The 24,995-nt window shown below is 71.2% G+C and carries 22 protein-coding genes and 1 pseudogene; 14 read left to right on the top strand and 9 right to left on the bottom strand.

The features are described from left to right. Nucleotides 1–96 precede the first annotated feature (96 nt). Nucleotides 97–924, bottom strand: coding sequence for a hypothetical protein (locus ACQ5SO_RS03430; RefSeq protein ID WP_430940170.1), 828 nt, complete (start codon nucleotides 922–924; stop codon nucleotides 97–99). On the opposite strand from ACQ5SO_RS03430, the gene ACQ5SO_RS03425 reads away from it, so the two are divergent. The 9 genes and pseudogenes from ACQ5SO_RS03425 to ACQ5SO_RS03385 all read left to right on the top strand — a co-directional run bounded on the left by ACQ5SO_RS03425 (nucleotide 923) and on the right by ACQ5SO_RS03385 (nucleotide 9,996). After that, nucleotides 923–1,744, top strand: coding sequence for an AfsR/SARP family transcriptional regulator (locus tag ACQ5SO_RS03425; protein ID WP_430940169.1), 822 nt, complete (start codon nucleotides 923–925; stop codon nucleotides 1,742–1,744). The genes ACQ5SO_RS03430 and ACQ5SO_RS03425 overlap by 2 nt on opposite strands. A gap of 73 nt (nucleotides 1,745–1,817) precedes the next feature. Continuing rightward, nucleotides 1,818–3,068 (top strand): cytochrome P450, encoded by a 1,251-nt coding sequence (locus ACQ5SO_RS03420; protein WP_430940168.1) that lies wholly within the window; start codon nucleotides 1,818–1,820, stop codon nucleotides 3,066–3,068. Then, entirely contained in the window at nucleotides 3,065–4,150 is a 1,086-nt protein-coding gene (locus tag ACQ5SO_RS03415) for a PEP/pyruvate-binding domain-containing protein (protein ID WP_430940167.1), read from the top strand. The genes ACQ5SO_RS03420 and ACQ5SO_RS03415 overlap by 4 nt, the downstream gene beginning before the upstream one ends. A 96-nt stretch (nucleotides 4,151–4,246) precedes the next feature. Further along, a complete protein-coding gene (locus tag ACQ5SO_RS03410; protein ID WP_430940166.1) occupies nucleotides 4,247–6,061 on the top strand; it encodes a PEP-utilizing enzyme in 1,815 nt (604 codons plus the stop codon). 180 nt (nucleotides 6,062–6,241) lie between these two features. After that, complete coding sequence (locus ACQ5SO_RS03405) at nucleotides 6,242–6,847, top strand: HD domain-containing protein (protein ID WP_430940165.1); 606 nt, start codon at nucleotides 6,242–6,244, stop codon at nucleotides 6,845–6,847. A gap of 9 nt (nucleotides 6,848–6,856) precedes the next feature. Then, a pseudogene (locus ACQ5SO_RS03400) lies at nucleotides 6,857–8,292 on the top strand (aldehyde dehydrogenase family protein). After that, nucleotides 8,289–8,909 carry an HD domain-containing protein gene (locus ACQ5SO_RS03395; protein WP_430940164.1) on the top strand — a complete coding sequence of 207 codons (621 nt, stop codon included), beginning with the start codon at nucleotides 8,289–8,291 and terminating at the stop codon, nucleotides 8,907–8,909. The pseudogene ACQ5SO_RS03400 and the gene ACQ5SO_RS03395 overlap by 4 nt, the downstream one beginning before the upstream one ends. Next, nucleotides 8,902–9,663, top strand: coding sequence for an SDR family NAD(P)-dependent oxidoreductase (locus ACQ5SO_RS03390; RefSeq protein ID WP_430940163.1), 762 nt, complete (start codon nucleotides 8,902–8,904; stop codon nucleotides 9,661–9,663). Before ACQ5SO_RS03395 ends, ACQ5SO_RS03390 begins: the two co-directional genes overlap by 8 nt. A 15-nt stretch (nucleotides 9,664–9,678) precedes the next feature. Further along, nucleotides 9,679–9,996, top strand: a complete 318-nt coding sequence (locus ACQ5SO_RS03385) for a 2Fe-2S iron-sulfur cluster-binding protein (protein ID WP_430940162.1) — start codon at nucleotides 9,679–9,681, stop codon at nucleotides 9,994–9,996. Between the two features lie 319 nt (nucleotides 9,997–10,315). On the opposite strand, the gene ACQ5SO_RS03380 is transcribed toward ACQ5SO_RS03385, so the two are convergent. The 7 genes from ACQ5SO_RS03380 to ACQ5SO_RS03350 form a co-directional block, all read right to left on the bottom strand. Next, nucleotides 10,316–11,116, bottom strand: a complete 801-nt coding sequence (locus tag ACQ5SO_RS03380; RefSeq protein ID WP_430940161.1) for an SDR family NAD(P)-dependent oxidoreductase — start codon at nucleotides 11,114–11,116, stop codon at nucleotides 10,316–10,318. Continuing rightward, the gene (locus ACQ5SO_RS03375) at nucleotides 11,113–13,107 is read right to left on the bottom strand and encodes an acetoacetate--CoA ligase (RefSeq protein ID WP_430940199.1); all 1,995 of its coding nucleotides are present in this window, start codon (nucleotides 13,105–13,107) and stop codon (nucleotides 11,113–11,115) included. Before ACQ5SO_RS03375 ends, ACQ5SO_RS03380 begins: the two co-directional genes overlap by 4 nt. Further along, entirely contained in the window at nucleotides 13,104–13,925 is an 822-nt protein-coding gene (locus ACQ5SO_RS03370) for an HAD-IIA family hydrolase (RefSeq protein ID WP_430940160.1), read from the bottom strand. Before ACQ5SO_RS03370 ends, ACQ5SO_RS03375 begins: the two co-directional genes overlap by 4 nt. Next, nucleotides 13,922–15,388 (bottom strand): hypothetical protein, encoded by a 1,467-nt coding sequence (locus ACQ5SO_RS03365; protein ID WP_430940159.1) that lies wholly within the window; start codon nucleotides 15,386–15,388, stop codon nucleotides 13,922–13,924. Before ACQ5SO_RS03365 ends, ACQ5SO_RS03370 begins: the two co-directional genes overlap by 4 nt. Then, nucleotides 15,385–16,752, bottom strand: coding sequence for an acetyl-CoA carboxylase biotin carboxylase subunit (locus tag ACQ5SO_RS03360; protein ID WP_430940158.1), 1,368 nt, complete (start codon nucleotides 16,750–16,752; stop codon nucleotides 15,385–15,387). Before ACQ5SO_RS03360 ends, ACQ5SO_RS03365 begins: the two co-directional genes overlap by 4 nt. 6 nt (nucleotides 16,753–16,758) lie before the next feature. Next, nucleotides 16,759–17,235, bottom strand: coding sequence for an acetyl-CoA carboxylase biotin carboxyl carrier protein (accB, locus tag ACQ5SO_RS03355; RefSeq protein ID WP_430940157.1), 477 nt, complete (start codon nucleotides 17,233–17,235; stop codon nucleotides 16,759–16,761). A 155-nt stretch (nucleotides 17,236–17,390) separates the two neighbouring features. Next, nucleotides 17,391–18,203, bottom strand: coding sequence for a helix-turn-helix domain-containing protein (locus ACQ5SO_RS03350; RefSeq protein WP_430940156.1), 813 nt, complete (start codon nucleotides 18,201–18,203; stop codon nucleotides 17,391–17,393). A 129-nt stretch (nucleotides 18,204–18,332) separates the two neighbouring features. Between ACQ5SO_RS03350 and ACQ5SO_RS03345 the strand changes: the two genes are divergently transcribed. Together ACQ5SO_RS03345 and ACQ5SO_RS03340 are read left to right on the top strand one after the other, a co-directional pair. Beyond that, nucleotides 18,333–18,812: a GFA family protein gene (locus ACQ5SO_RS03345; protein ID WP_430940155.1), complete on the top strand. Its 480-nt coding sequence runs from the start codon at nucleotides 18,333–18,335 to the stop codon at nucleotides 18,810–18,812. Between the two features lie 106 nt (nucleotides 18,813–18,918). Further along, nucleotides 18,919–20,184, top strand: coding sequence for an Hsp70 family protein (locus ACQ5SO_RS03340; RefSeq protein ID WP_430940154.1), 1,266 nt, complete (start codon nucleotides 18,919–18,921; stop codon nucleotides 20,182–20,184). Nucleotides 20,185–20,466: 282 nt separating this feature from the next. Here the strand turns inward: ACQ5SO_RS03340 and ACQ5SO_RS03335 are convergent, their stop codons facing one another. Next, nucleotides 20,467–21,852 carry a M20 family metallopeptidase gene (locus ACQ5SO_RS03335; protein ID WP_430940153.1) on the bottom strand — a complete coding sequence of 462 codons (1,386 nt, stop codon included), beginning with the start codon at nucleotides 21,850–21,852 and terminating at the stop codon, nucleotides 20,467–20,469. 231 nt (nucleotides 21,853–22,083) lie between these two features. Here ACQ5SO_RS03335 and dctP point away from each other — a divergent pair, with 231 nt between their 5' ends. The 3 genes from dctP (at nucleotide 22,084) to ACQ5SO_RS03320 (ending at nucleotide 24,983) form a co-directional block, all read left to right on the top strand. Next, the gene (dctP, locus tag ACQ5SO_RS03330) at nucleotides 22,084–23,076 is read left to right on the top strand and encodes a TRAP transporter substrate-binding protein DctP (RefSeq protein WP_430940152.1); all 993 of its coding nucleotides are present in this window, start codon (nucleotides 22,084–22,086) and stop codon (nucleotides 23,074–23,076) included. A gap of 132 nt (nucleotides 23,077–23,208) precedes the next feature. Beyond that, nucleotides 23,209–23,712, top strand: coding sequence for a TRAP transporter small permease (locus ACQ5SO_RS03325; RefSeq protein ID WP_430940151.1), 504 nt, complete (start codon nucleotides 23,209–23,211; stop codon nucleotides 23,710–23,712). Continuing rightward, complete coding sequence (locus ACQ5SO_RS03320; protein WP_430940150.1) at nucleotides 23,709–24,983, top strand: TRAP transporter large permease; 1,275 nt, start codon at nucleotides 23,709–23,711, stop codon at nucleotides 24,981–24,983. Before ACQ5SO_RS03325 ends, ACQ5SO_RS03320 begins: the two co-directional genes overlap by 4 nt. The last annotated feature ends 12 nt before the right edge of the window (nucleotides 24,984–24,995 follow it).

Here is a 24,995-nt window from a genome sequence, read left to right as displayed (position 1 = left end):
GGCCATGGCCGCGCGGCGCGAAGACGCCCGAAGCGCCTGGTGCATCGCTTATCCTCCCAAGGCGTCTCTCCCGGACGCTCGAATCACTTTAACAAGTTATCCTTTGGTTTCGCTTTGGCGTTCGCGGCGCGGGGCGCGGGCTCGGTGTCGAAATCCGCCCTGAACGGGCGGCGCGTTCAGCAGGGAAGGGAGGCCCGGATGGACGACGACAGGTGAGTCGGCGACGGCGCGCGCATCGCGGACGTCAACGCCGCGCTGTTCTGCAATTTCGAGCACGCGGGCTTCATCGCCGACGCGCTGGGCCCGTTCCTGGCCGGATCGCAGCCCTGCGTGATCTCGGACGATCACACGTTCCTGCCCTCGGTCGCGCTCGACCGGCGCATCGGTTTCGCCGATCTCGGCCTCGACGCCGCCCCGCTGGACGGGGAGGAGATCCTCTCCCGCCTGCGCGAGCGGCTGTCGGACAAGGGCGGGCTGTCCTGCGTGGTGGTGGACATGAACTGGGGCCTCGCCGCCGTGCACGGGGCGGCGAGCTACGAGACCTGGGGCGACGTCGCCGACGTGATGGCGGCGGAAACGGGCGCGCCGGTCCTGTCGCTCTATGACAAGGAAATGATGATCGAGGACCAGATGCAGGCGGCCTTCCGCGCGCATCGCCAGTTCCTCGCGCCCTCGGGCCTCTACGAGAACCCGTTCTGGCTGCCCCGCGCCATGCTGCGCGACGCGACGCTGGACGAACGGCTGGCCTTCATGCTCGGCCGCGTCGCCCCCGATTATGCGGGCGAGAGCTTCTTCCGCGACCCGCTGCGCCAGGCGGCGCGCGGCGCGGCGCCGGACTGGGCCGCCCGCGGGCGGGACTTCGCGCGCCCCGAGGGCCGGGCCACCCGCTGGCACATCCAGTGCTTCGGGCGCCTCACCGTCCATGTCGGCGGCGACCGGCCCGTGGACTGGCGCATCGCCGGGGGGGGCGCCGAAAAAGACCCGCACCCTCTTCGCGTACCTTCTGCAGAAGGGCGAGGGCGGCGCCCATGCCGAACAGATCGGCGAGCTTCTCTGGCCCGAGGAAGGCGCCTCCGAGAAAACCAAGCGCTCCCGCCTCCACCACACCGTCGCCATGCTGCGCAAGGCGCTGGGCGGGCGCGAGGCGGTGGTCCGCGACGGCGATTTCTACCGCCTCGCCCTGCCGCCCGGCAGCTGGATCGACATCGCCTCCTTCGAACAGCTCTGCCGCCGGGGGCTGTCGCTCAACCGCCATGGCCAGCACGCCGCCGCGCTGCGGGTCTATTTCGCCGCCGAGCGGGTCTGTGGCGGCGATCTCTTCGCCGACCTGCCGCTCGACCACGTGCAAAGCGACACCGACGACTGGCGCCTGCCGAAACGCATCTGGCTGCGCGAGATGGCGCTCAAGCTCCAGCACGACATGGCGGGCCTGCTGCTGCGCGAGGGGCGCACGGGCGAGGCGCTGGAGCACGCCCTGAAAGCCCTCGCGATCGAGCCCGCCAGCGTCGCCGCCAACATCGTCGCCATGCGCATCTTCCATGCCCAGAACCGGGTCGAGGCCGTCCACCGCCAGTACCGCCAGTACCGCGCCGCCGCCGCCGCGATGGGCGACGGCGACTCGGAACCCGGCGAGATCGAGGCCGTCTACGCCCAGCTCTGCACCCCCCGCCCGGCGCGGAAATCCCAGCCCGGAACGCCGCTTCCGGCCCCCCAAAGAAAAACCATAGCGGGCCGAATACGGTGATTCGCAAGCTTGGGGGCCGCCATTCCGGGGAGGGAACGCGGCCCGCCGACCAGGCGCCAGGGAGGATTTCGATATGAACGCGCATGACGGCGTCATGCGGGCGGACGGCTTTGACCCGTTCGACCTGAACAAGCCGCAGCCCCAGTGGGAGCGGTTCCGCCACGAGAGCCCCATCTTCTTCCACGAGCCCTCGGGCTACTGGGTGGTGAGCCGCTACGACGACATCAAGGCGATCTTCGACGACTGGAAGACGTTCTCCTCCGAGAACGCCCAGAAGCCGATGCGCCCGATGTCCGAGGAAGGCCGCAGGATCCTGAAAGAGGGCGGCTTCACCGCCTATTCGGGCCTGACCGCCCGGGTGCCCCCGGACCACACCCGAATCCGCAAGGTGGCGCAGTCCTGCTTCGGCCCGCGCCGCTTCAAATCCATCGCGCCGCAGATCGAGGAGATCGTCTCCCGCCATCTCGACCTGCTCGAGGCTGCGCTGGACAAGGGCGGCCCGGTGGATTTCTGGGAAATCGTCGCCTTCCCCGTCCCGGCCCACGTGCTCTTCACCCTGATGGGCATCCCCGAGGCGGACGTCCCGAAGATCAAGCAATACGGCGCCAGCCGGGGCAAGATGACCTGGTCCGACCTGTCGGACGAGGAGATGATCCCCGTCGCCCACGACATGGTCGCCTACTGGCAATACATCCACGACCTTCTCGACATGCGCCGCGAACCCCCCGGCGACGACTTCCCCAGCGACCTGCTGCGCCTCCAGGCCGAGGGCGCCGAGATCACCAATGACGAGATCGCCGGCTGCCTCTACTCCACCCTCTTCGCCGGGCACGAGACCACGTCCACCTTCATGGGCAACTACGTCATCGAGGCCCTCGGGAACCGCGCCGCGTGGGAGGCGATCAAGGACGACCCGTCCCTGATCCCCAACGCGGTCGAGGAGATGCTGCGCTTCACCCCCTCGGTCGTCGGCTGGCGCCGCAAGGCCCGCCACGCCAAGGTCATCGGCGGCGTCGAGCTGCCCGCGGGCGCGGAAATCCTGATGCTCACCGGATCGGCCAACCGCGACGACGCGCAGTTCCCGGACGGCGAGACCCTCGACATCACCCGAAAGAACGCCCGCACCCACCTGAGCTTCGGCTACGGCATCCATTACTGCCTCGGCTTCCAGCTCGCGAAGATGGAGGCGCAGGTCCTGGTCCGCCAGCTGGCCGAACGCTTCCCCGACCTCGAACTGGCCGACGGGTTCGAGGCGCAATACCACCGGAACATCACCTTCCGCGTGCCCAGCTCGGTCATGGTTCAGAAAGGCGGCGCGGCATGAAGGGCGGTCTCTACACCCTCGATTTCAGCGAGATCGGCAAGGACGACCACGCCCGCGTCGGCGGCAAGTGCTCGAGCCTCGGCGAGATGACCCAGGCCGGCGTCGCCGTGCCCCCGGGCTTCGCGGTGACCACCGACGCCTTCGCCGCGATGCTCGACCATCACGGGCTGCGCGAGGAGATCGCCCGGCACCTGAAGAATGTCGACCCGGACGATCTCGACGCCATCGACCGCGCCGCGCAGTCGATCCGCATCCGCATCCGCATCCGCTCCCACCACCTGCCCGCGGCGGTGGAGCAGGCGATCCGCGCCGCCTATGCCGAGATGTCCGCGGACATGGACGGCGCCATGCCCGTCGCCGTGCGCTCCTCGGCCACCGCCGAGGACCTTCCCGACGCCTCCTTCGCCGGTCAGCAGGACACCTACCTGTGGGTGATCGGCGCCGACGAGGTGGTCGAGAAGGTGCGCGACTGCTGGGCCTCCTTGTTCACCACCCGCGCGGTGGCGTATCGCGAGAAGAACGCCATCGACCACATGGACGTGCTGATGTCGGTGGGCGTGCAGAAGATGGTCAAGGCCCGCTGCGCCGGCGTCGCGATGACGCTGGACCCGGGCACCGGGGACCGCACGCGCATCGTCATCGACGCGTCCTGGGGCCTGGGAGAGATGGTGGTGTCGGGCGTGGTCACGCCCGACAACTTCACCGTCGAAAAGGTGCTCGAAGAGATCCTCGACCGGAAGATCTCGGACAAGCATGTCGAGATGGTCGGCGACCCCGCCCTGGGAGAGGCGGTGGAGCGCGAGGTGGACGAGGCGCGGCGCAGGATCGCCTGCCTCTCGGACGCCGAGGTGCTGGCCGTCGCCCGTCTCGCCAAGCGCCTGGAGAAGCAGAACAAGTGCCCCCAGGACGTGGAATGGGCGATCGATGCGGACCTGCCGGAGGGCGAGAACCTGCTGGCGCTGCAGAGCCGCCCGGAAACCATCTGGTCGCAGAAGAAGTCGGTCAAGCCGAAGACCCCGTACGCGACCGGGATGATGGGCATCGTCGGCGCCCTCGCGAACCCCATGGGGTCTCGCGGGTAAGGGGGGCGCCCGCCCGGGGACGGGGCCCGCCGGCGTCCCGTCCGACACCATGCAAAGCCGGCACGTGAACATGGCCGTTCAGGGAGGACGCCGCAGATGGACGCCAAGACCTCGATGTTCCCCAGCCCGTATGATGTGCCCGCGCCCGCAGGCGCCGAGGAGTGGCGGAGCCTCTATCCCTATTACGTGCAGTTCCAGCCGGAGCGCCGCGCGGAAGAGGATCAGAAATTCTGGTTCTGCAACAGCCAGCACTGGCCGACGCCGTTCCGGCCCTTCGACTGCATCATGGTCGACTTCGCCATCAAGGGCCTGGGGCAGTACAACACCCGCCACCTGAAGGCGCCCCCGGCGAACGGGATCGATTACCGCATCCTCAACGGCTACGTCTATTTCTCGCCCATCGCGGCGCCGCCCGAGCAGATCGAGGCCCGCGTCCCCGACTTCATGGACCGCGCCGGCCACTACTACATGAACTGGGCCGAGCTGCTGGAGGCCTGGAAGATGAAGGTCGAGGGCGCCGTCGCGGATCTCGAGGCGATCTCCTTCGACGACCTGCCCGACATCATCCCGGTGGAGTGGGTCAAGGAGGGCCGCGGCCTCGACAACACCACCGAGCTGCTCGAGGGTTACGACAAGGCCATCAACACCTGCTACCGCATCTGGCAGTACCATTTCGAGTTCCTGAACCTCGGCTACGCCGCCTATCTCGACTTCTTCGGCTTCCTGAAGGGCGTGTTCCCGTCGATCCCCGACCAGGCCATCGCCAAGATGGTCCAGGGCGTGGACTCGGTGCTGTTCGAACCCGATCAGCAGCTCAAGAAACTCGCCAAGCTGGCCGTGAAGCTCGGCTGCGCCGACGCGCTGAAGCAGGGCGACGCCGACGCCGCGCTGGCCGCCGTCGCGGGCGCGCCGGGCGGGGCCGAATGGCTGGCGGCGTGGGAGGCCGCCCAGGACCCCTGGTTCAACTTCACCTCGGGCAACGGGTTCTATTCCACCGACAAGTACTGGATCGACCATCTCGACATCCCGATGGGCTTCCTGCGCGACTATGTCGAGCGCGTGGAGGCGGGCGAGGACATCGACCGCCCGACCGAGAAGCTGCAGGCCGAGCGCGACCGCATCACCGCCGAATACGCGGAGATGATGGACGACGAGGACCGCGCGGTGTTCGAGCAGAAGCTCGGCCTCTCCCGCGCCGTGTTCCCCTACGTGGAGGATCACAACTTCTACATCGAGCATTGGTCGCTCGGCGTGTTCTGGCGCAAGATGCGGGAACTCAGCCGCCTGTTCGTGCGCGCCGGGTTCTGGGCGGACGAGGACGACATGTTCTTCCTGTCGCGCAACGAGGTGCGCGACGCGCTCTGGGATCTCTCGGCCGCCTGGGGCATCGGCGCCGCCGCCTCCGGCCCGACCCACTGGCCCGAGGAGATCAAGCGCCGCCGCGGCATCATGGAGGCGCTGGCCTCGCAGTCGCCGCTCCCCGCGCTCAACAACCCGCCCGAGGCGATCACCGAGCCCTTCACCATCATGCTGTTCGGCATCACCACCGAGACCGTGCAGCGCTGGATCGGCGCCGAGAGCGGCGAGGCGGCGGGGATCGAGGGCATGGCCGGCTCGCCGGGCGTGGTCGAGGGGGTGGCCCGCGTGCTGCGCTCGCCCGACCAGCTGTCGGAGCTGCAGAAGGGCGACATCCTGGTCACCCCCGTCACCGCCCCGTCCTGGGCGCCGGTGTTCGGCAAGATCAGCGCCGCGGTCACCGATATCGGCGGGATGATGTCCCACGCCGCCATCGTCTGCCGCGAATACGGGCTGCCGGCGGTGACCGGGACGGGCAACGCGTCCTCCAAGATCACCACCGGGATGCGCATCCGCGTGGACGGCAATGCAGGGACGGTGACGATCCTCGAGTGACGGGCCTCGATTGACCGTCCGGGCCCGGCGGGCGGCGGCGGGGCGATCCCCCGGCGTCCCGCCCCCCGGGTCCCCGATGCGGCCCGTCCGCGGGCCGGGGCCCTCCCCCGGCGCCGGGGCGCGCCGCCGCGCGCCCCGCTCTTCCCCCCGTCCAGCCGCTCCACCCAAGCAGGAGGCCCCATGCCCCCGATCCCGGCCGACCTGTCGCGCTACGATCCCGTCTGGCGCGCGGCCGAACCGCTCATGCGCGCGCGCAAGAACGACGTGCACGTGCCGCTGTCCTTCCACTGGTGCGCGCGGCTGCTGGACGCCATCCCCGAAGCGGACCGCGACGTCTGCCTGCTGGCGATCCTGCTCCATGACATCGGCTGGTCCACCATCGACATGGACCGCATCATCGCCGAGGGCTTCCGCGGCGAGAACATCCTGCAATCGGACGTGCGCTATTTGCACGAGGCCGAGGGCGTGCGCCTCGCCCGCCCGATCCTGGCCGAGACCGGCTGGCCGGACGCCATTGCCGACCAGGTGTGCGAGATCATCGACGGCCACGACACCCGCCCCGACCCGCGCCACCTCAACGACCGGGTGGTCCGCGACGCCGACAAGCTCTGGCGCTTCTCCGAGGCCGGGATCGCGGTCGCCGCCGACTGGTTCGGAACCACGCCGCGCGGATATGCCGACCGGCTGGAAGACCAGGTGGGCGCCCTCGAGACCGCGCCGGGGCGCGAGATGGCGCGGCGCGAGCTGGACGCCACCCGCATCGCCCTGATGCTCCACGTGCTCTGAGGCCCCGCCATGGACATGTTCATCGACGGCGCCTTCGCCCAAGCCGCCTCGGGCGCCACGATGCCGGTCACGAACCCGCGCACCGGCGCCGAGATCGACCGCGTGCCCGAGGCCGGGCCCGAGGACGCAGACCGCGCCATCGCCGCCGCCGCGACGGCGTTCGAGACCTGGCGCCTCACCCCCATGCTTGAGCGGGTCCGCATCCAGAAAGCCTGCGCCGCCGCCATGCGCGAAGCGGCGCCCGGGATCGGCGCCGCGCTCCACGCCGAACTCGGCCGTCCGCTGGCGGGCTGCATCGGCGAGATCGCCCGCTCCGCCGACCTGCTCGACGTCTATGCCGAGGAAGGGCTGCGCCTCACCGCCTCGGTCGCGCTGGGCGCGGCGCCGGGCGAGAAGACCATGGTCACCCGCGACCCGGTCGGCGTGGTCGTCGCCATCACGCCGTTCAACTACCCGGTGACGCTGCTGATGTTCAAACTCGGCGCCGCGCTGATCGCCGGGTGCACGCTGGTCGCCAAACCCTCCGAGGAAACCCCGCGCAGCACGCTGATGCTGGCCGAGCTGTTCCACGAGGCGGGCCTGCCCGCGGGCTGCTTCAACGTGGTCACCGGGGGCGGGGCGCTCGGCGAAGCGCTGGTCGCCCACCCGACGCCGCGCAAGATCGCCTTCACCGGCTCCGTCCCCGCCGGAAAGGCCATCGCCGCCGCCGCCGCGGGTACGATGAAGCGCGTGACGCTGGAGCTCGGCGGCCATTCCGCCGCCATCGTCTGCGCCGATGCCGACCTCGACAAGGCGGCCGAGGCCATCGCCCGCCACGGCTTCGCCAACACCGGCCAGTTCTGCTACCGCGTGAACCGCGTCTATGCCGACGCCGCGATCTACGAGGCGCTGCTCGAGCGCCTCAAGACCCGCGCCGAGGCCCTCACCCTCGCCCCGCCGGCGGCGAAGGGGACCTCGGGCCGCTGGTGAACCGCTCCATCTTCGCCACCTCGGAATCCCAGTCGGACGACGCCCGCGCCAAGGGCGCCCGGATCCTCACCGGCGGCGCCCGCGCGACCGGCGCGGGCTTCGACGGCGGCTGGTACTTCCCCCCGACCCTCATCGCCGACGCGACCCCGGACATGGCCGTCATGCAGGCCGAGACCTTCGGCCCCCTCATCGGCATCGCCCCGACGGCCTCGCCGCAAGAGGCCCTCCGCCTCGCCAACGCCTCGCCCTTCGGCCTCGCGGGCTTCGTCTTCACCCGCGACCTCGCCCGCGGCCTGGCCCTGTGCGAGGGGCTCGAGGCCGGGTCCGTCTGGCTCAACGACATCCAGCGCTCCTCCCACCTCGTGCCCTTCGGCGGCATGAAGCAAAGCGGGCTGGGCCGCGAAAAGGGCCGCTGGGGCGTCGAGGCCTATCTCGAATGGAAGACCATCTACCTGAGCTACGAGGCCCCCCTATGATGGAAGACGGCGTGTTCCTGCCCCGCGACCTGCCCATGTGGGCGGACGCGCGGCCGTACCTTGATGTGCGCACCAATGACGAGCACACGGTGATCGCCTATGGCATCGCCCGGATGCTCCTCGACCAGATCCCCGAGGCGGATGAAAGCGTCGTCCTGCCCGCGATCCTGCTGCACGACGTCGGCTGGAAGATGATCCCGCAGGAGCTCCTGCTCGACGCCATCGGCCGCAACCCGACGCGACTCGACCTGGTGCGGGAGCACGAGCTGCACTCGGTGAAGATCGCCCGCGAGATCCTCGAGAAACACAAGCCCGAGGGCGTGGACATCGACGCGGTGCTAGAGATCATCGACGGCCATGACACCACGCGCGAGGCGAAGTCGATCAACGACGCCGTGGTCAAGGACGCCGACAAGGGCTGGCGCTCGACCCCCCACGGGATGCGCACCATCGAGGGTTGGTACGATTGCGGCCTGCCCTGGGTGATCTCGATGCTGGAAGAGAGGTCGAACGACCGGATGCTGACCGCCCCCGGCAAGGCGCTGGCCGAGGGCCAGACCGCCGCGGTGAAGGCGGAACTGATGCTGGGTCGCTATTTGGGAGGGGCGGATGCGTGATCTTGGACTGACGGACAAGCGGGTGGTGGTGACCGGCGCCGCGGGCGGGCTGGGCCGCGCCTTCGCGCTGGCCTTCGCCGATGCGGGCGCGCGGGTGACGTCCGCCGATCTGGACCTTGCGGGCGCCGAGGAGACGACGCGCCTGATCGAGGGCGCGGGCGGAACCGGCTGGGCCGCGCAGGCCGACGTGTCCAGCACCGAAAGCTGCCGGGCGCTGGCGGCCGAGGCGTCGGCGCGGATGGGCGGGCTCGACGTGCTGGTGAACAACGCCGCCGTCTATGCGGGGCTGGAGCGCCGCCCGTTCGAGGAGATCGACGAGGCGGTCTGGGACAAGGTCATGGCCGTCAACGTCAAGGGCGTCTGGCAGTCGACCCGCGCCATGGCCCCGCTGCTGAAGGACGCGGGCGGCGGCGCGGTGGTCAACGTCGCCTCGGCCACCGTGTTCTCCGGCTCGCCGCAATGGATGCATTACGTCGCCTCCAAGGGCGCGGTGATCGCCATGACGCGCTCCATGGCGCGGGAGCTTGGGGACCACGAGATCCGGGTCAACGTGCTCGCCCCCGGCTTCACGCTGACCGAGGCGAGCCTTGACCTGATCGAGGATGCGCGCAGCTACGGCGTCGCGCGCGGGGCGCTGAAACGGGCGGCCGAGGTCGAGGACATCGTGGGCGGGGCGCTCTACCTCGCCTCGCCGCTGGCCTTGTATGTGAGCGGCCAGACGCTGGTCGTCGATGGCGGCCGGCAGTTCATCTGAGAGGGGGGCAAGACCATGGTGAAGGTGATTTTCCTGGAGGCGGACGGGACCCGGCGCGAGGTCGACGCGCCCGCGGGCGAGCCCTTGATGTTCGCGGCGCGGGATGCGGGGGTCGAGGGGATCATCGCGGAATGCGGCGGCTCGGCCATGTGCGCGACCTGCCATTGCTACCTGCTCGAGGGGGGCGCGGGCGCGGCCCCGCCCCAGGCCGCCGAGGCCGACACGATCGAGTTCATGGCGCATGAGCCGCAGGAGAACAGCCGCCTGACCTGCCAGCTGGAGGTGACGGAGGCGCTGGAAGGCGCGGTGTTCCAGGTGGCGACGGGCCGCTGAGGGCGCGGGCGCGCGGGGCCGCTGAAGGCGCTTGCGCGCCGGGCCGCCGAGGGCGCCTGCGCCGAACGAAATTCCCGGGGGCGGGCGTCCTGCCCCCGCGTCTCCCGGGCGCGGCGGGGCTGGGACCCCGGCGCGCCGTGTCGGACTGGGCGGACGCGGCGGCGTCCGCCTTTTTTCTTGGGTCGGGAGCCGGGCGCAAGGGGTGGCGCGGCCCTCGGGGGGGGGCGGTGCCCCCCGCTCGGCCCGCGCCGCGCGCCCCGGAGACCGCCGCGGCGGCGAAACCGCCGCGCCAGGCGCGCACGGGGCCGTTGCGGCGGCGTCAGCGGGCCAGGACCCCGCCGTCGATCACCAGCGACGTGCCGGTGACGAAATCCGAGGCCGGGGAGGCGAGGAACAGCGCCGCGCCCTTGATCTCCGCCGCCTCGGCGATGCGGCCCGCGGGGGTGTAGGCGGCGAACTGCGCCTCCTGCTCGGGGCTGCGCGGGCGCGTTTCCGTGCGGAAGAACCCGGGGCAGAGGGCGTTCACCTGCACGCCGTGGGGGGCGTATTGCACCCCCAGCTCGCGCGCCAGCCCAACCGCGGCGGCCTTGGTGGCGGCATAGGCCGGGCGCGGCGACAGGCCCGCCGGGGCGGCATGGCCCCACATCGAGGCGACCAGGATCACCTTCCCCGACCCTTGCGCCGCCATCCCCCCCAGCACCGCGCGGCAGGTATGGACCATCCCGTCGAGGTTCACCGCCTGCACCCGGGCGAACTCCGCCGGGTCGGCCTCGTGGAACAGCGCGCCGGTGCGGTCCGAGACCCCGGCATTGGCGACGCAGATGTCGATCCGCCCCCAGCGGGCGCGGGCCGAGGCGGCGGCGGCCGGGACCGCCCCGGGGTCCGTCACGTCGCCGGGAAGGGCCAGCGCCTCGGCCCCCGCGTCGCGCAGGGCGGCGCAGGCGGCGGCGAGCGCGGCTTCATCCCGGTCGATCAGCGCCAGCCGCGCGCCGCCGCTCGCCAGCGCCTCGGCGATGGCGCGCCCAAGGCCGAAACCGGCGCCGGTGACCAGCGCGACCTTGCCGCGGACGTCGAACAGCGCCGCGGCGTCCGGCCCTGGCCCTGGCCCCGCCCCGCTCATCCCTGCTTCTGCCGGCGGGCGGCGAAATCGGCGAACCAGTCCAGCGCCGCGGGGTTCTTCGTCGCGTCCCGGCTCGCCACCGTCTCCGGCGCCGCGCCCAGCAGCAGCTTGCGCACCGGCACCTCCATCTTCTTGCCGGTCAGCGTCACCGGGATCTCCGGCACGGCCAGCACCGCGTCGGGCACATGGCGCGGGCTGCGCTCGGACCGCAGGCGGCTGAAGATCTCGGAGCGCAGATCGAGGCTCAGCTTCTCCCCCTCGGCCATCTGCACGAAAAGCGGCATGTAATACCCGCCCCCCGGCTCCTCGATGCAGACGATCAGCGAATCCGCGATCTCGGGGAAGGTCTCGATCGTCCGGTAGATCTCGGCCGAGCTGATGCGCACCCCGAACCGGTTCAGCGTGGCGTCCGAGCGGCCCAGCACGAAGGCCCCGCCCCCCGGCGTGAAGCGCGCCCGGTCGCCATGCCGCCAGGTCCCGGGGAACTCCTCGAAATAGCTCGCGGTATAGCGCGCGAACCCCTCGTCGCCCCAGAAGAACAGCGGCATCGAGGGCATGGGCGCGCGGATCACCAGCTCGCCCACCTGGTCCACCACCGGGGTCCCGGCGTCGTCGAACGCCGCCGCGTCGACCCCCAGCGCCGGGGCCTGGATCTCTCCCGCCCTTGTCGGCAGCAGGGGCGATCCGGCGAGGATGCCGGAGCAGAACTCCGTCCCCCCCGATTGCGAACTCACCCAGATGCCCGGCTTCACCGCCTCCAGCGCCCAGGCGAAGGTCTCGGGCGTCGAGGGCGAGCCGACCAGCATCACCGATTGCAGCGCCGAGAGGTCATGGTCCCGCCCCGGCGCGATCCCCTGGCCGCGCACCATCTGGATATAGGTGGGCGAGACGCCGAGCACGGTGGCCCGGGATTCGGCGGCGATCTTCCACAGGAGCCCCGCATCCGGGTGCGCCGGGTGCCCGTCATAGAGCACCGCGCGCCCGTTCATCAGCGGGCCCCACATCAGCGTGTTCCACACCATCCACCCGGTGGTGGAGTAGAAGAACAGCGCCCCGCCCGGCTCGATCTCGAAATGGAAGGCGGCGGACTTGTAGTGCTCCAGCACCACGCCGTGATGCCCGTGCACGATGGGTTTCGGCAGCCCCGTGGTGCCGGAGGAGAACAGGACCCAGAGCGGGTGGCTTGAGTCGACGCGGGCATAGTCGAACGCCGCGGGCGCCTCCCCCGCAAGCATCTCGTCCCACGCCGCCACCTCGCCCCCGAAGGCAGGCATCGCCGCGCCGGGCAGGTAGTCCAGCGTCACCAGCGTCTCCGCCGTCGGCAGCGCGGGCAGGATCCGCTCCAGGTCCGCCGTGCGCGCGTAATCCTTGCCGCCATAGCGGTAGCCGTTGACGGCGAAGACCAGCTTCGGCTCGATCTGGGAGAACCGGTCGATCACCGTCTGGGCGCCGAATTCGGGCGCCGCGGACGACCACACCGCGCCGATGGCGGTGGTGGCGAGCATGGCGATCACCGCCTCGGGGATGTTGGGCATGTAGGCGACGACGCGGTCCCCGGGGCCGAGGCCCATGGCCCGCATCCTCGTCGCCAGCTTGCGGACCGAGGCCCCCACCTCGGCCCAGCTCATCTCCGCCATCGGGCGCAGTTCCGAGGAATGGTGCAGCATGGCGCGGGCCGGGTCGCCCTTGCGCTCGTTCCTCAGCACGTGCTCGGCGTAATTCAGCCGCGCGCCGGTGAACCAGCGGGTGCGGGGCATGGGATCGGCGGTCATCACCGCCTCGATCTCCCCGTCCGAGATGATGTCGAAATAATCCCAGACCGCCGACCAGAACGCCGCCGGATCGGCGATGGACCAGGCGTGGAGGTCGGAATAGCCCTCGAAGCTCCGCCCCCGGCGCGACAGGAAGCGCAGGAAACGGGTCAGGTTGGCGCGGGCGCGGCGGTCCTCATCCGCCTCCCACAGCAGGTCCCCCTCGGCGACGGTCATCATTCCATCCACGGCTGCGCTCCGAAATTCTCGAGGGTGGGGATGACGACATTGGCGCGGTCGCCCTCGGGCGCCGCGTTGAACGCCGCCTCGTCGCGGATGCCGGTGGTCACGCCGATGGCGAAGGCCCCGGCGCGGCGGGCCATGACGATCTCCAGCTTCGGGTCGTCGCCGATCACGATCATGTCTGCGAAGGCCGCGCCGGTCATCTCCGCCGCCATCTCCAGCCCCGCGGCCTCGGGTTTGCCGAACACCGTCACCGGGACCTCGGTCGCGTTCTCAAGCGCCGCGGCGATGGCGCCCGAGATCCCCAGCAGCCGCCCGCCCGCGCCGGCGAAATAGGGCGCGACGGACCCGGCGAAGGGCTTCGCCCCCGCCCAGACCGCCTGCACCACCGCCTCCAGCTCCGCCGCGCCGAAATCGCTTGTGTAGCCGAGCATCACGGCTTCCACGTCCTTGGCGTTCTCCGCCGTCGGGGCCACCACCTCGATCCCCGCATCCTGCATCGGCACGGCGGTGCCGTCGCCGCCGAGCACCATGGCCCGCTTGATCCCCATCGCCGCCATCCGCGCGGCGCCGACCACGGCGGGGGTCAGCAGCTTGCCCGCCTCGACCATGATCCCGGCGTCGGCCAGGCGGGGGTCGTAATGCGCGGGCGGGAAGAAGGTGCCGTTGGTATAGGCGATCACCTCCATCCCCCTGGCGCGGCAGGCCTCCATCGCCTCGATGGCGCCGGGCAGGGCCTCGTAGGTCCCCGTGGCCTTGTCCATCATCGCCAGGGTGCCGTCGATGTCGAAAATGGCTGCGGTATAGCGGGTCATGCGGCGCCCCCTTTCAGTTCGAGCGTGAAGCCCGGTTTCTCGATCTTCACATGGCCGAGGCCTTTCTTGGCGGTCAGGCCCTTCACCAGGTCCACGACGGGGCGCGATTTCGGATCGTATATCCGCCGCGCAGGCCCCGCCGCCTTCATCGCGTCCACCTGGTCGGCGGGCATGACGGCGCGCAGCAGGAACTCCTCGTCCGAATACTGCTTGCCGATCCTGGCCCGCAGCTCATCGAGGCTGGCCATCTTCGGCTCGGCCTCCAATTCCTTGGCGCGTTTCGAGGACTTGATCCGGTCCTCCACCTGCGGGTCCAGCGGCATCGCCGGGGCGCCGAAACGGCCGAGCACATAGCGCGTGACCTCGTCCGGCACGGTGGCGTAGCGCTCCCCCGACAGCACGTTCAGCAGCGCCTGCGTGCCCACGACCTGGCTGAACGGCGTGACCATGATCGGATAGCCGAGATCGGCGCGGACCTTCTCCACCTCCGCCAGCACCTGCGGCAGAAGATGGAGGCGCTTGGTCTCGGCCAGCTGGCGCTTCATCGTGCCCATCATCCCGCCGGGCATCTGGTGGCGGAAATAGGCGCGGTCGAACTCGCCCGGAACCCCGTGCTGCAGCCCCTCGGCCTGCGCCAGCGCGGTGAAATAGGCGCCCATCTCGGCCGCCGCCTCGTCGTCGACATCCACCGAGTGCCCGAGGTCCCGCAGGTTGGCGATGATGTTGAGCATCGAGGGCTGGGACGTCCCGTTCGCCGCCGGTCCCGCCGCGGTGTGCAGGCAGGGCGCGTCCTCGGCGGCTTCCAGGTAGCTGAACGGGCCGAGGCCGATGGTGCAGTGGGAATGGAACTCCAGCGGCGCCGCCCCGCAGGCCGCCTTCAGCGCGGGCATCAGCGTCCGCGCGCGTTCCGGCGTCACCAGCCCGCCGGGGTCTTTCAGATACAGCTTGTCGAAATGCCCCGAGGCGGTCAGCCGCCGCGCGGCGTCGGCGAAATGGGCGTCGTCATGCAGCGGCGACAGGGTGAAGGTCAGCGCCGCCACGATCTGCCCGCCCCCCGCCTTGCGGGTGATCTGCGCCATGTTCAGCATCGCCGGCACGTTGTTCATCGGGTCCATCACGGCGAAGCGGTCGATGCCGTTGTTCACGAGCAGGCGGAAGGCGAACTCCATCAGCTCTTCGCTTGCCGTCTCCCACGAAATGAAGCGCATCCCGGTGGTCAGGAAGCTCAGCTTCGTCGTGGGGCACGCCGCGCGGAACAGGCGCAGGCGCTCCCACGGGTCCTCCTGCTTGAAGCGCACGGCGACGGCCATGTGGGTCGAGGTGGTGAAGTCGATCGCCTCGAAGCCCACCCGCTCCATCACCGGGGCGATCTGCAGCATCATGCCGGTGTCGAGGCCGGTGGCGCCCCAGTTGGACTGGTTGCCGTCGCGGACGGTGGTGTCGATCAGGGTGACGTCAGTCATTTCGGCGCCTCCGCCATGCGGGCGAGCAGCCCGGGAAGGTAAGTGGTGTCCACGCCGCCCGCGCGGAACGTCTCCTCCGCGGTGATGGCGGCATGGAGGGCGGCGTTGGTCTTCACCCCCTCCAGCACGCAGGTCCGCAAGGCCGCCTGCATCACGTCCAGCGCCGCCTCGCGCGTCTCGCCCCAGGCGATCAGCTTGGCGACCATGCTGTCGTAATGGGGCGGGATCATCGCGCCGGGCTGCATGTGGGTGTCGACGCGCAGGCCGGGCATGTGCGGGAACCACGCCTCGGTCACCCGGCCGGGGCTGGGCATGAAGCCATTGTCCGGGTCCTCGGCGTTCAACCGGCATTCCACGGCGTGACCGCCCAGGCGGATGTCGTCCTGGCCGATCGTCAGGGGCCGCCCCTCGGCGATGGAGATCTGCAGCGCGATCAGGTCCAGCCCCGTGATCGCCTCGGTCACCGGGTGCTCCACCTGCACGCGGGCGTTCATCTCGAGGAAATAGAACGCCTCCCGCTCCACGTCGACGAGGAACTCGACGGTGCCGAGCGAGCGGTAGCCGATATGCCGCGCATAGCCCACCGCCGCGTCCAGCAGCCCCTGCCGCAGCGCCGGGGGCAGGCCCGGCGCGGGCGCCTCCTCGACCAGTTTCTGATAGCGGCGCTGGACCGAGCAGTCGCGTTCGCCTGCATGGATCACCGTCTCGCCGTCCGAGATGATCTGCACCTCGACATGCCGCCCCACGGTGACGAAGCGTTCCAGGTACACCCGCCCGTCCCCGAAGGCCGCCGCGGCCTCGGAGATGGCGAGGTCAAGCTGCGGCCCGAGGTCTTCCTTGCGGTCCACCCGCTTCATCCCGCGCCCGCCGCCGCCGGAGACGGCCTTGATGAGCATCGGGAAGCCGACCTTTTCGGCCAGCGCCTCGGCCTCTTCGACCGTGTCCACCGACCCGCCGGGGGTCAGGGGGGCGCCCGCGGCCTCGGCATGGCTGCGCGCCGTCAGCTTGTCGCCCACGGCGGCGAGGTTCTCGGGCGAGGGGCCGATGAAGATCAGCCCGTGCTCGGCGCAAGCCTCTGCCAGCGCACGGTTTTCCGACAGGAAGCCATAGCCCGGGTGGATGGCGTCGCAGCCCGTGCCCTTGGCGGCCTCGACCACGGTTTCGACCCGCAGGTAGCTCTGCGTCGCGGGCGCGGGGCCGAGGACCACCGCCCGGGTCGCAAGCCGCGCCCCGAGGCTTTCGCGATCCGCCTGGCTCACGCCCAGCACGGTCTCGATGCCGAGCGCCCGGCAGGTGCGGATGATGCGCACCGCGATCTCGCCCCGGTTGGCGATGAAGATGCGGCGGATGGGGGTGATGGTCATGGCGGATCACGCCGCGGGGGCGATGCGCAGCAGCGGCGCGCCGTGCTCCACCAGCTCGCCGTCGGGGGCGATGATCTCGGTGATCGTGCCCGCGATCCCGGCGGTGACCGAGTTCATCAGCTTCATCACCTCGATGATGCCGACCACGGTGTCCTCGGTGACGCTGTCGCCCACCTTCACGAAGGGCTCGGCCCCCGGTTTCGGCGCGCGGTAGAAGGCGCCCAGCAGCGGCGCGGGCACCTCCGAGCCGCCGCCCGAGGCGGTGACCGGCGCGGGCACGGCGGCGGCGGCAGGGGCGGGCGCGGGGGCCTCGGCGGCAGGCGCCGGGGCGGGGGCCGCCGGGGCGGCGGGCGCGGCGGCCATCGCCCCCTTGCGCCGCAGCTCCAGCTTCAGGTCGCCCATCTCCAGCTTCAGCTCGTCGAAATCCGATTTCTCGACCAGCGACAGGATCTCGTCGATATCGGCGCGCGTCAGTCCGCTCATCCCGCTTCCCTTTCCTCCCGGGCGCGGGGGCGGCCCCCGCGCAGTCGAGGCCGGACGCTAGGGACGCGGACCCGGCCGCTCAATCGGGCGCAGCCCAGGGTTTCACCCCGTGAAACCTTGGCGAATACCGGAACGGCGGAGGGAGCGGCGGCGGATCAGGCCCGGCGCGCCAGCCGGTCCGCGATCTCCCGCGCCGCCCGCGCCGCGGGCTCGGCGAAGCGCGCGGCCCCGGCGGCGCGGCCCAGCACCCGGCGGGTCCAGGTGATGTTGATCGACCCCGGGACATGCGCCCCCAGCCGCACCGCGACCCCGAGCGATTCCCGCCCGTCATCGCGCACCGCCCGCCCCTCGTCGAAATCGCCGCCGAAATCGGGGTCGCGCAGCGCGTAGCCCGCGCTGCGGACCTCGGCCAGCACCTGCTCCACGTAAGCCGCGCTGCGGGCCAGCCGGTCGCCCTTGCGCGCGGACCGCCGCAGGCTCTCCAGCACCGCCTCCCGCTCCGCCGCCGGACAGGCCGCCAGGTAGGCGCGCCCCGAGGCCGAGCGCAGCATGTTCACCCGGAACCCCGCCGGTCCCAGCGCGATGTCGTCGAAATAGGCGCGCGAGACATTGGTCTCGATCACCTCCATATGCGTCAGCCGCGGCACGGCGACGACGGATGGCCAGCGGATCTCCTCGGTCAGCGCTTTCAGGACGGGCGAGGCGACCTCCATCAGCGCGTGGTCCCGGTCCATCCGCCCCGCCATCTCGGCAAGCGAATAGGAGGGGACATAGGCGTCGTCCACCATCCGCCGCCAGGCGACGCCCTGTTCCTGCAGGGTCTTGAGGATCCGCAGCAAGGAGGCCTTGGGGATGCCGGACATCCGGTGCAGGTCATGCAGCGTGCAGGCGCCCGAGGTCTGCAAGAGGTGCAGCACCTCGAGGCCCCGCGCCAGGGACTGGATCGACTTCACCTGGCTTTCGCGCATCCCCGGGCCTCTCCTTGCGACGCGCGCAAGGAGAGGCCCGGGGGGCGGCGGCGTCCAGCGGCGGTTCGGGCTTGCCCGCGCGGGGGCGGGGCGGACAGGATGCGCGGGAACCGGCCGGGGGAGGGCGCGATGGTGGAAGACGCGGGCAAGGCGGGGCAAGAGACGCACGAGGGCGGCTGCCTCTGCGGCGCCGTGCGGTTCCGCACCACGGGCGCGCCCGCCAAGGCGGTGGCCTGCCATTGCCGCGGCTGCCAGCTGCGCACCGGCTCGGCGCTGGGCGTGTCGGCCTATTTCCCCGAAAGTCAGGTCGAAATCCTGTCCGGCGAGCTCCGCCCCTATACCTTCACCACCGAGTCCGGGCGCGATTTCACCAACCATTTCTGCGCGATCTGCGGCGGGCAGGTGATGTGGCGCCTCGAGGCGCTTCCGGGCCTGCTCGGCCTCGCCGCCGGGATGTTCGACCCGCCGAGCTTCTGGTTCGCGGTGGAGCGCGAGGTCTTCGCCCGCTCCCGCGCGTCGTTCCTGTCCCTCTCGGTCGCGGACAGCCACGACACCTCCCCCGGCTACGCCCCCTGCCGGGCCGAGGACCCGGCGCGCATGGGCGGCTGAGGGCGCCGCCTGCCGCCAGGGGACGCCGCAAGGGCGTTGAGCCGCGCGGCCGCCTCGGCTATCACGCGCCTCCCCTCCGCCCCCTCCCCCTGCGCGAGCGAATCCCATGCAATCCGATCTCCCCCTCACCGACGCGCTGGGCGTCGATTTCGGCTCGTCCAACACCGCCGCCGGCGCGCTTTTCGCCGACGGGCCGCGGCTGGTGCCGCTGGAGAAGGGGGCCGAGACCATCCCCACGGCGGTGTTCTTCGAGGATGACGGCGGCGACATGCTGATCGGCGCCGCCGCCGACGCCGCGATGCTCGAGGGCGAGGAGGGCCGCTACATGCGCGCCCTGAAACTCGTCCTCGGGGCGCCGTTGATGCGCGAGACGCGGCGCATCGGGCGGCGGCAGGTGACGCTGATCGACGTGGTGGCGCAGTTCCTGTCGGTGGTGAAGGCGCGGGCCGAGGCCGGGGCCGGGCGGCGCTTCACCCGCGTGGTCTCGGGCCGCCCGGTGCGCTTCCACGCCGACCCCGCCCGCGATGCGCAGGCCGAGGCGGACCTGCGCGAGGCGTATCTGGCCGCCGGGTTCGCGGAGGTGACCTTCCTCCCCGAACCCGAGGCCGCCGCCATCGGTTATGGCGCCGCGGCGCTGGATGGGGCCGCGGGGCTGGGCCTGATCGTCGATATCGGCGGCGGCACCTCGGATTTCACCCTGTTCCGCGCCGACCCGGACGCGCCGCGCGGGCTGGCGCTGCTCGGATCGGGCGGCCTGCGCGTGGGCGGCGCGGATTTCGACCGGCAGCTGGGCTTCGACCATGTCGCGCCGCTGCTGGGCAAGGGCTCGCCCATCCGGGTCGAGATCGGGTCGGGCGCCCACCCGGCCCCGCAGGGGATCTACCGGGACCTCGCGAGCTGGGAGAAGATCCCCTTCCTCTACACCGCGCAGACCCGGCGCGAGGTGGAGAAGATGCGCCGCCTGGCCGAGGCGCCGGAGAAGCTCAAGCGCCTCGAGCGGTGCCTCGAGCTGGAGCTGGGCCACGAGCTGGCCTTCGCCGTCGAGGCGGCGAAGATCGCGGCGAATGGCGGCGGCGAGGACGGCGTGCGCCTCGGGATGCTTGAAGCGGGCCTGCGGGCGCCGCTGGACGGCGCCGACCTGCGCGGCTCGACCGACCCCTGGGCCGAGAAGATCGCCGCGGCGGCGGCCGAGACGCTGGCAACGGCGGGCGTCGGGCCGGAGGCGGTGGGGACGGTGTTCCTCGTCGGCGGCTCGAGCCTCATGCACCCGGTGCGGGACGCCATGGCCGCGCTGTGCCCGGGGGCGGAACAGCGCTCGGCGCGGGCCTTCACGGCGGTGGGCGAGGGGTTGGCGCTGGCCGCCGGGGGGTGAGGCGGGGGCTTCCGCCCCCGGTCCCCCGACCAAGGGGGCCACGCCCCCTTGGGAACCCCCGAGATTCGTCTGGTGCGCCTGGAATGGGGGGCGTTGGCGCGGTGTGGGGCGTGGCTGGACCCTGCTGAGAAGCGCCTGAGGGAGGGGACCTCCCTCAGGTCGCAATCCCGAGGGTTGGTCGGGCGCAGGCCGCGTCAAGGACAAGCGGGCTTCGCCCGTCGCCTGCGGCGATCCTTGACCCGGCCTGCGCCCTCCCGCTTGCGGCGTGCGTTGGCGCGGCGCTCAGGCGGGGGTTTCGCCTTCGCCCAGATCCCACCACAGCCCGGCCATGCAGCGCGCGGCGTCGACGGCGCCCGACAGCAGCATGTGCTCATCCGGCGCGTGCTGCGAGCAGGCGCGGTAGGAATGCGGGACCCACACCGTCGGCAGCCCGAGGATGTCCTGGAACAGGTCGTTCGGCAGCGACCCGGCGAGGTTCGGCAGGATATGCGGCGCCGCCCCCGCCGTGCGCTCCAACGAGCCCGCCACGAACCGCACCCAGGGGTGGTCCGGCGACAACCGCGTCGCCTTGAACGCCACGTCGCCGGGGACCAGCCTCACCGCCCCGAACCCCTCGCGGTCGAGATGGCGGCGCAGGGCGGGCAGGATGTCATCCGCATCCGTCCCCACCACGAAGCGCAGCTGGCAGGTGGCGCGGGCGCTGGGCGAGATCGCGTTGACCGGCGCCTCGGGGCGGCCGGAACTCATCGCCAACACCGCGAAGCTGTTCCAGCCATAGGCGCGCTCGGCCGGGCTCAGCCCCGGCTCGCCCCAACTGGGGTCGATCGCGGGGCCGGACGCTTCCTCGATCGGCAGCCCCGCCAGCGCGGCGCGGATGTCGTCCGTCAGGCTGGTCGGCCGCCACTCGGGGATCTTCAGCGCCCCGTCCGGCGTGGCGATGGAGGCGATGGCATGGGCCAGCACCTGCGCCGGGTCGCGCAGCAGCCCGCCCCAGTTGCCCGAATGATGCGCCCCGTCGCGCAGATCCACCTCCAGGTCGAAATTCACCGCCCCGCGCGAGCCCATGAACAGCGTCGGCCGGTCCGGCTGCAGCCGCGGCCCGTCCGAGGCGATCAGCACGTCGGCCGAAAGGCGGTCCCGATGCGCCTCGAACAGGGCGCCGAGGCCGGGGGACCCCGCCTCCTCGCCCGTCTCGATCACCAGCTTGAGCGAGAACCCAAGCCGCCCGCGCGCCGCCAGCACCGCCTTCAGCGCCCCGAGATTGATCAGCAGCTGGCCCTTGTTGTCCGCCGTCCCGCGGCCGTACAGCCGGTCGCCCACGCGCGTCACCGCGAACGGGTCCATCCCGTCCGACCACGCCCCCGCCTGGCCATGCACCGTGTCGCCATGGCCATAGCACAGCACCGTCGGCCCCCCGTCCTCCAGCCGCTCGGCCAGCAGGAACGGGCCGTGCGCCGGGTCGGGGTTGGGCATGATCTCCCACGCGAAGCCGAGATCCTCCAGCAGCGGAACCGCCCCCTCGCGCAGCACCCGCTCCAGCGCGGCGTGGTTGCCCGGGACCTGGCTTTCCGACGGCAGGGCGACCAGGGCGTGAAGCGCGGCTTCGAAAGCGCCCCCGGCGGCCCAGCTTTCGGCGGCGGTGACGGCGGCGTCGCGAGAGGCGGTCATGGCAGGTCCTTCTCGTGGCATTCCCCCAACCGATAGCGCCTGCGGCGGCGCGGGGTAAGCGGGACGTGGCGCAAGCCGCCCCGCTGCGCGCCCCGCTCGCCCCATGCGCGAAACCGCCCCGGCGCGCCGTTCCACTCCGCGGAAGCCGCACCGCAAGCGGCCTTGCGTTCCGCAACCCGGGGGCGGCATTGTCGGACGATAACAATTCAGAATCCTTGGGAGGATCCATCCATGAAACCGCTCTTCGCGGGGCTCGCCGCAGCCGCCGCCCTCTCGCTGTCCGCCTTCGCCGCCCAGGCCGCGGACACCACCATGCGCATCTCGCTCCAGCTGCCGCTCAAAAGCCATCTCGGGCAGAACCTGGCGATGTTCAAGGAGGAGGTCGAGAAGACCTCGGGCGGCGCCGTCGAGGTGCAGATCTATGACAGCGCCCAGCTCTACAAGGACAAGGAAGTCCCGCAGGCCGTCGGCTCCGGCGCCATCGAGGCCGGCGTCGCCTCGCTGACCCGCTACGTGGGCGACATCCCGGCGGTGGACATCTTCTACCAGCCCTTCCTGTTCGACACCGAGGAGAAGGTCCGCAAGGCCGTCGCCAAGGACGGCCCGATCCGCGGCCCGATCGACGCCGCCATCGCCGAGACCGGCTCCACCGTCCTGTGGTGGCAGGCCTATGGCGGCGCCGTGATGCTGTCCAATGGCGGCCCGATCAAGACCCCCGCCGACATGGAGGGCAAGAAGGTCCGCGTCTTCGGCAAGACCCTCGGCGACTTCACCGAGGCCGCCGGCGGCGCGCCCACCATCATCTCCGGCTCCGAGCAGTACCTCGCCTACCAGCGCGGCACCGTCGACATCGGCATGACCGGCGTCTCGGGCGTGCGCTCGCGCAGCCTGTGGGAGGTGATGGACACCATCACCGTCACCAACCATGCGGATATCGAGTTCATCGTGGTCGTGAACACCGACTGGTGGAACGGCCTGCCCGCCCAGCACCAGGAGTGGATCAGCGCCGCCGCCGCCAAGGCCGAGGCCTCGGTCCGCGACGAGATGGCGAGCATCGAGGCCCGCGCCTACGACGCCGCCAAGGCCGAGGGGATGAACATCTACACCCCCACCGCCGCGGAACTGGACGCCTGGAAGGCCGTCTCGCAGCCCGTCTATGACGCCTATCTCGCCAAGACCGGCGAGATGGGCGCGAAGATGATGGACGCCGCCAAGGGCTTCTGAGGCCGCTTCGCCCCCACGGGAGGCGCCCCGCGCGCCTTCCCTTTGCGCAGTCCGGCGCGGCCCCGCCTCCGGGCGGGGCCGCGCCCCGTCCGCGCCCCCTTCTCCCGTCATGACCCTTCGAAAGGGCCCGCGATGATCGCCGCGTATCTCGCCGTGGAGCGCCTGCTGGCCTGGGCCTCGGCCCTGCTGCTCGCCGCCACCGGCGTGTTCCTGAGCTGGGAGGTCGTCTCCCGCTATTTCTTCAACGCCCCCACGATCTGGGCGGCGGAGCTGAGCCAGCTCTGCCTGATCTGGGCATGCCCGATGGCGATGGGCTGGGCGCTGTCCGAGCGCCGCCACATCCGCGTCGACGCCGTGACCCGCCTCCTCGGGGACCGCGCCCGGCAGGTCGCGGAACTGGTCGCGCTGCTCGCCGTCGCCATCTTCGCCGCGGTGGTCACGGTCTATGGCTTCGACATCTTCCATGACAGTTTCGAGCGCGGGCGGACCACGGGCACCATGCTCGACCTGCCCGCCTGGATCCCCGAGGCGTCGATCCCCGCGGGGTTCGGCCTGCTCTTCATCTCCGCCCTCGTGAACATGGCCCGCACCTGGAAAGACGGCGCGCCGAAACCGGACGGGGAGATCCACGAATGACCGTCATCCTGATCCTCGCGGCCCTGTTCGGGCTGCTGCTGATCGGCGTGCCCGTGGCCTTCGCGCTGGGCGGGCTGGGGCTGGGGCTGCTGGTGACCGGCGGATTCTCGCCGCTCATGGCGCCGCAGGCCGCGCTCTCGGCGCTCGACGGGTTCATCCTGCTGGCGGTGCCGCTGTTCCTCTTGATGTCCAACATCCTGCTCAAGGGCGGCGTGGGGCGGGACCTCTTCGCCGCGGTGCAGGCCTGGGTCGGGCACCTGCCCGGGGGCGCCGCCGTCGCCACGATCCTGTCCTGCGGGATCTTCGCCGCCATCTCCGGCTCCTCCGTCGCCACCGCGGCCACCATCGGCACCGTGGCGGGGCCCGAGATGATCCGCGCCGGCTACCAGAAGCGTTTCGTCTACGGCCTGCTCGCCGCCGGGGGCACGCTCGGCATCCTGATCCCGCCCTCGATCCCGCTCATCGTCTACGGGTTCGTGACCGAGGAATCCGTCATCGCCCTGTTCATGGCAGGGATCGGCCCGGGGCTGGCGCTCGTCGGCCTGTTCATCGTCTACTCGATCCTCTCGGCCATGTTCCTGCAGGACTACACCCCCGCCCCCAAGGCGACGTGGGAGGAGCGGATGCAGGCCTCGCTCCGCGCCCTGCCGACGGCGGCGCTGGCGGCGGTGATCCTCGGCGGCATCTACACGGGCGTCTTCACCCCGACCGAGGCGGCGGCGGTGGGCTTCGCCTTCGCGCTCCTCATCACCGGGGTCATCCTGCGCTCCCTGACGCTGGCCAAGCTGTGGGAGGCGGTGAAGGAATCCATGTCCACCACCGTCGCCATCCTGCTGATCATCGCGGGGGCCAAGATCTTCGGCAAGGCGATCACCCTGTGGCGCATCCCGCAGGACATCTCGATGCTGATCGCCGAGCATGTCGCCACGCCCCTCGGCCTCATCATCGTCGTCTCGCTGGTGCTGCTGGCCATGGGCCTGGTGTTCGAGGCGCTCTCCATGGTCCTGATCATGACCCCGGTGCTGCTGCCCGCCGCCATGGCGATGCGCTTCGATCCGATCTGGTTCGGCATCTACATGGTGGTGATGGTGGAATGCGCGCTGATCACGCCGCCCGTGGGCCTCAACCTCTATGTCATCCAGTCCGTCACAAAGGCGCGGCTGGGCGAGGTCGCCCGCGGCACGCTGCCGTTCCTCGGGCTGATGCTGCTGATCGTGGCGCTTCTGTATGCCTGGCCCGACCTCGCGCTCTACATTCCCTTCAAGCTCTGAGAGGCGCTCCCC

Origin of the sequence: Rhodovulum sp. DZ06, assembly GCF_050586345.1 — a bacterium.
Lineage (GTDB): Bacteria > Pseudomonadota > Alphaproteobacteria > Rhodobacterales > Rhodobacteraceae > JBOCEF01.
Note: the sequence above shows the minus strand (reverse complement) of the source record. Positions and strands in the feature narration are given on the sequence as shown.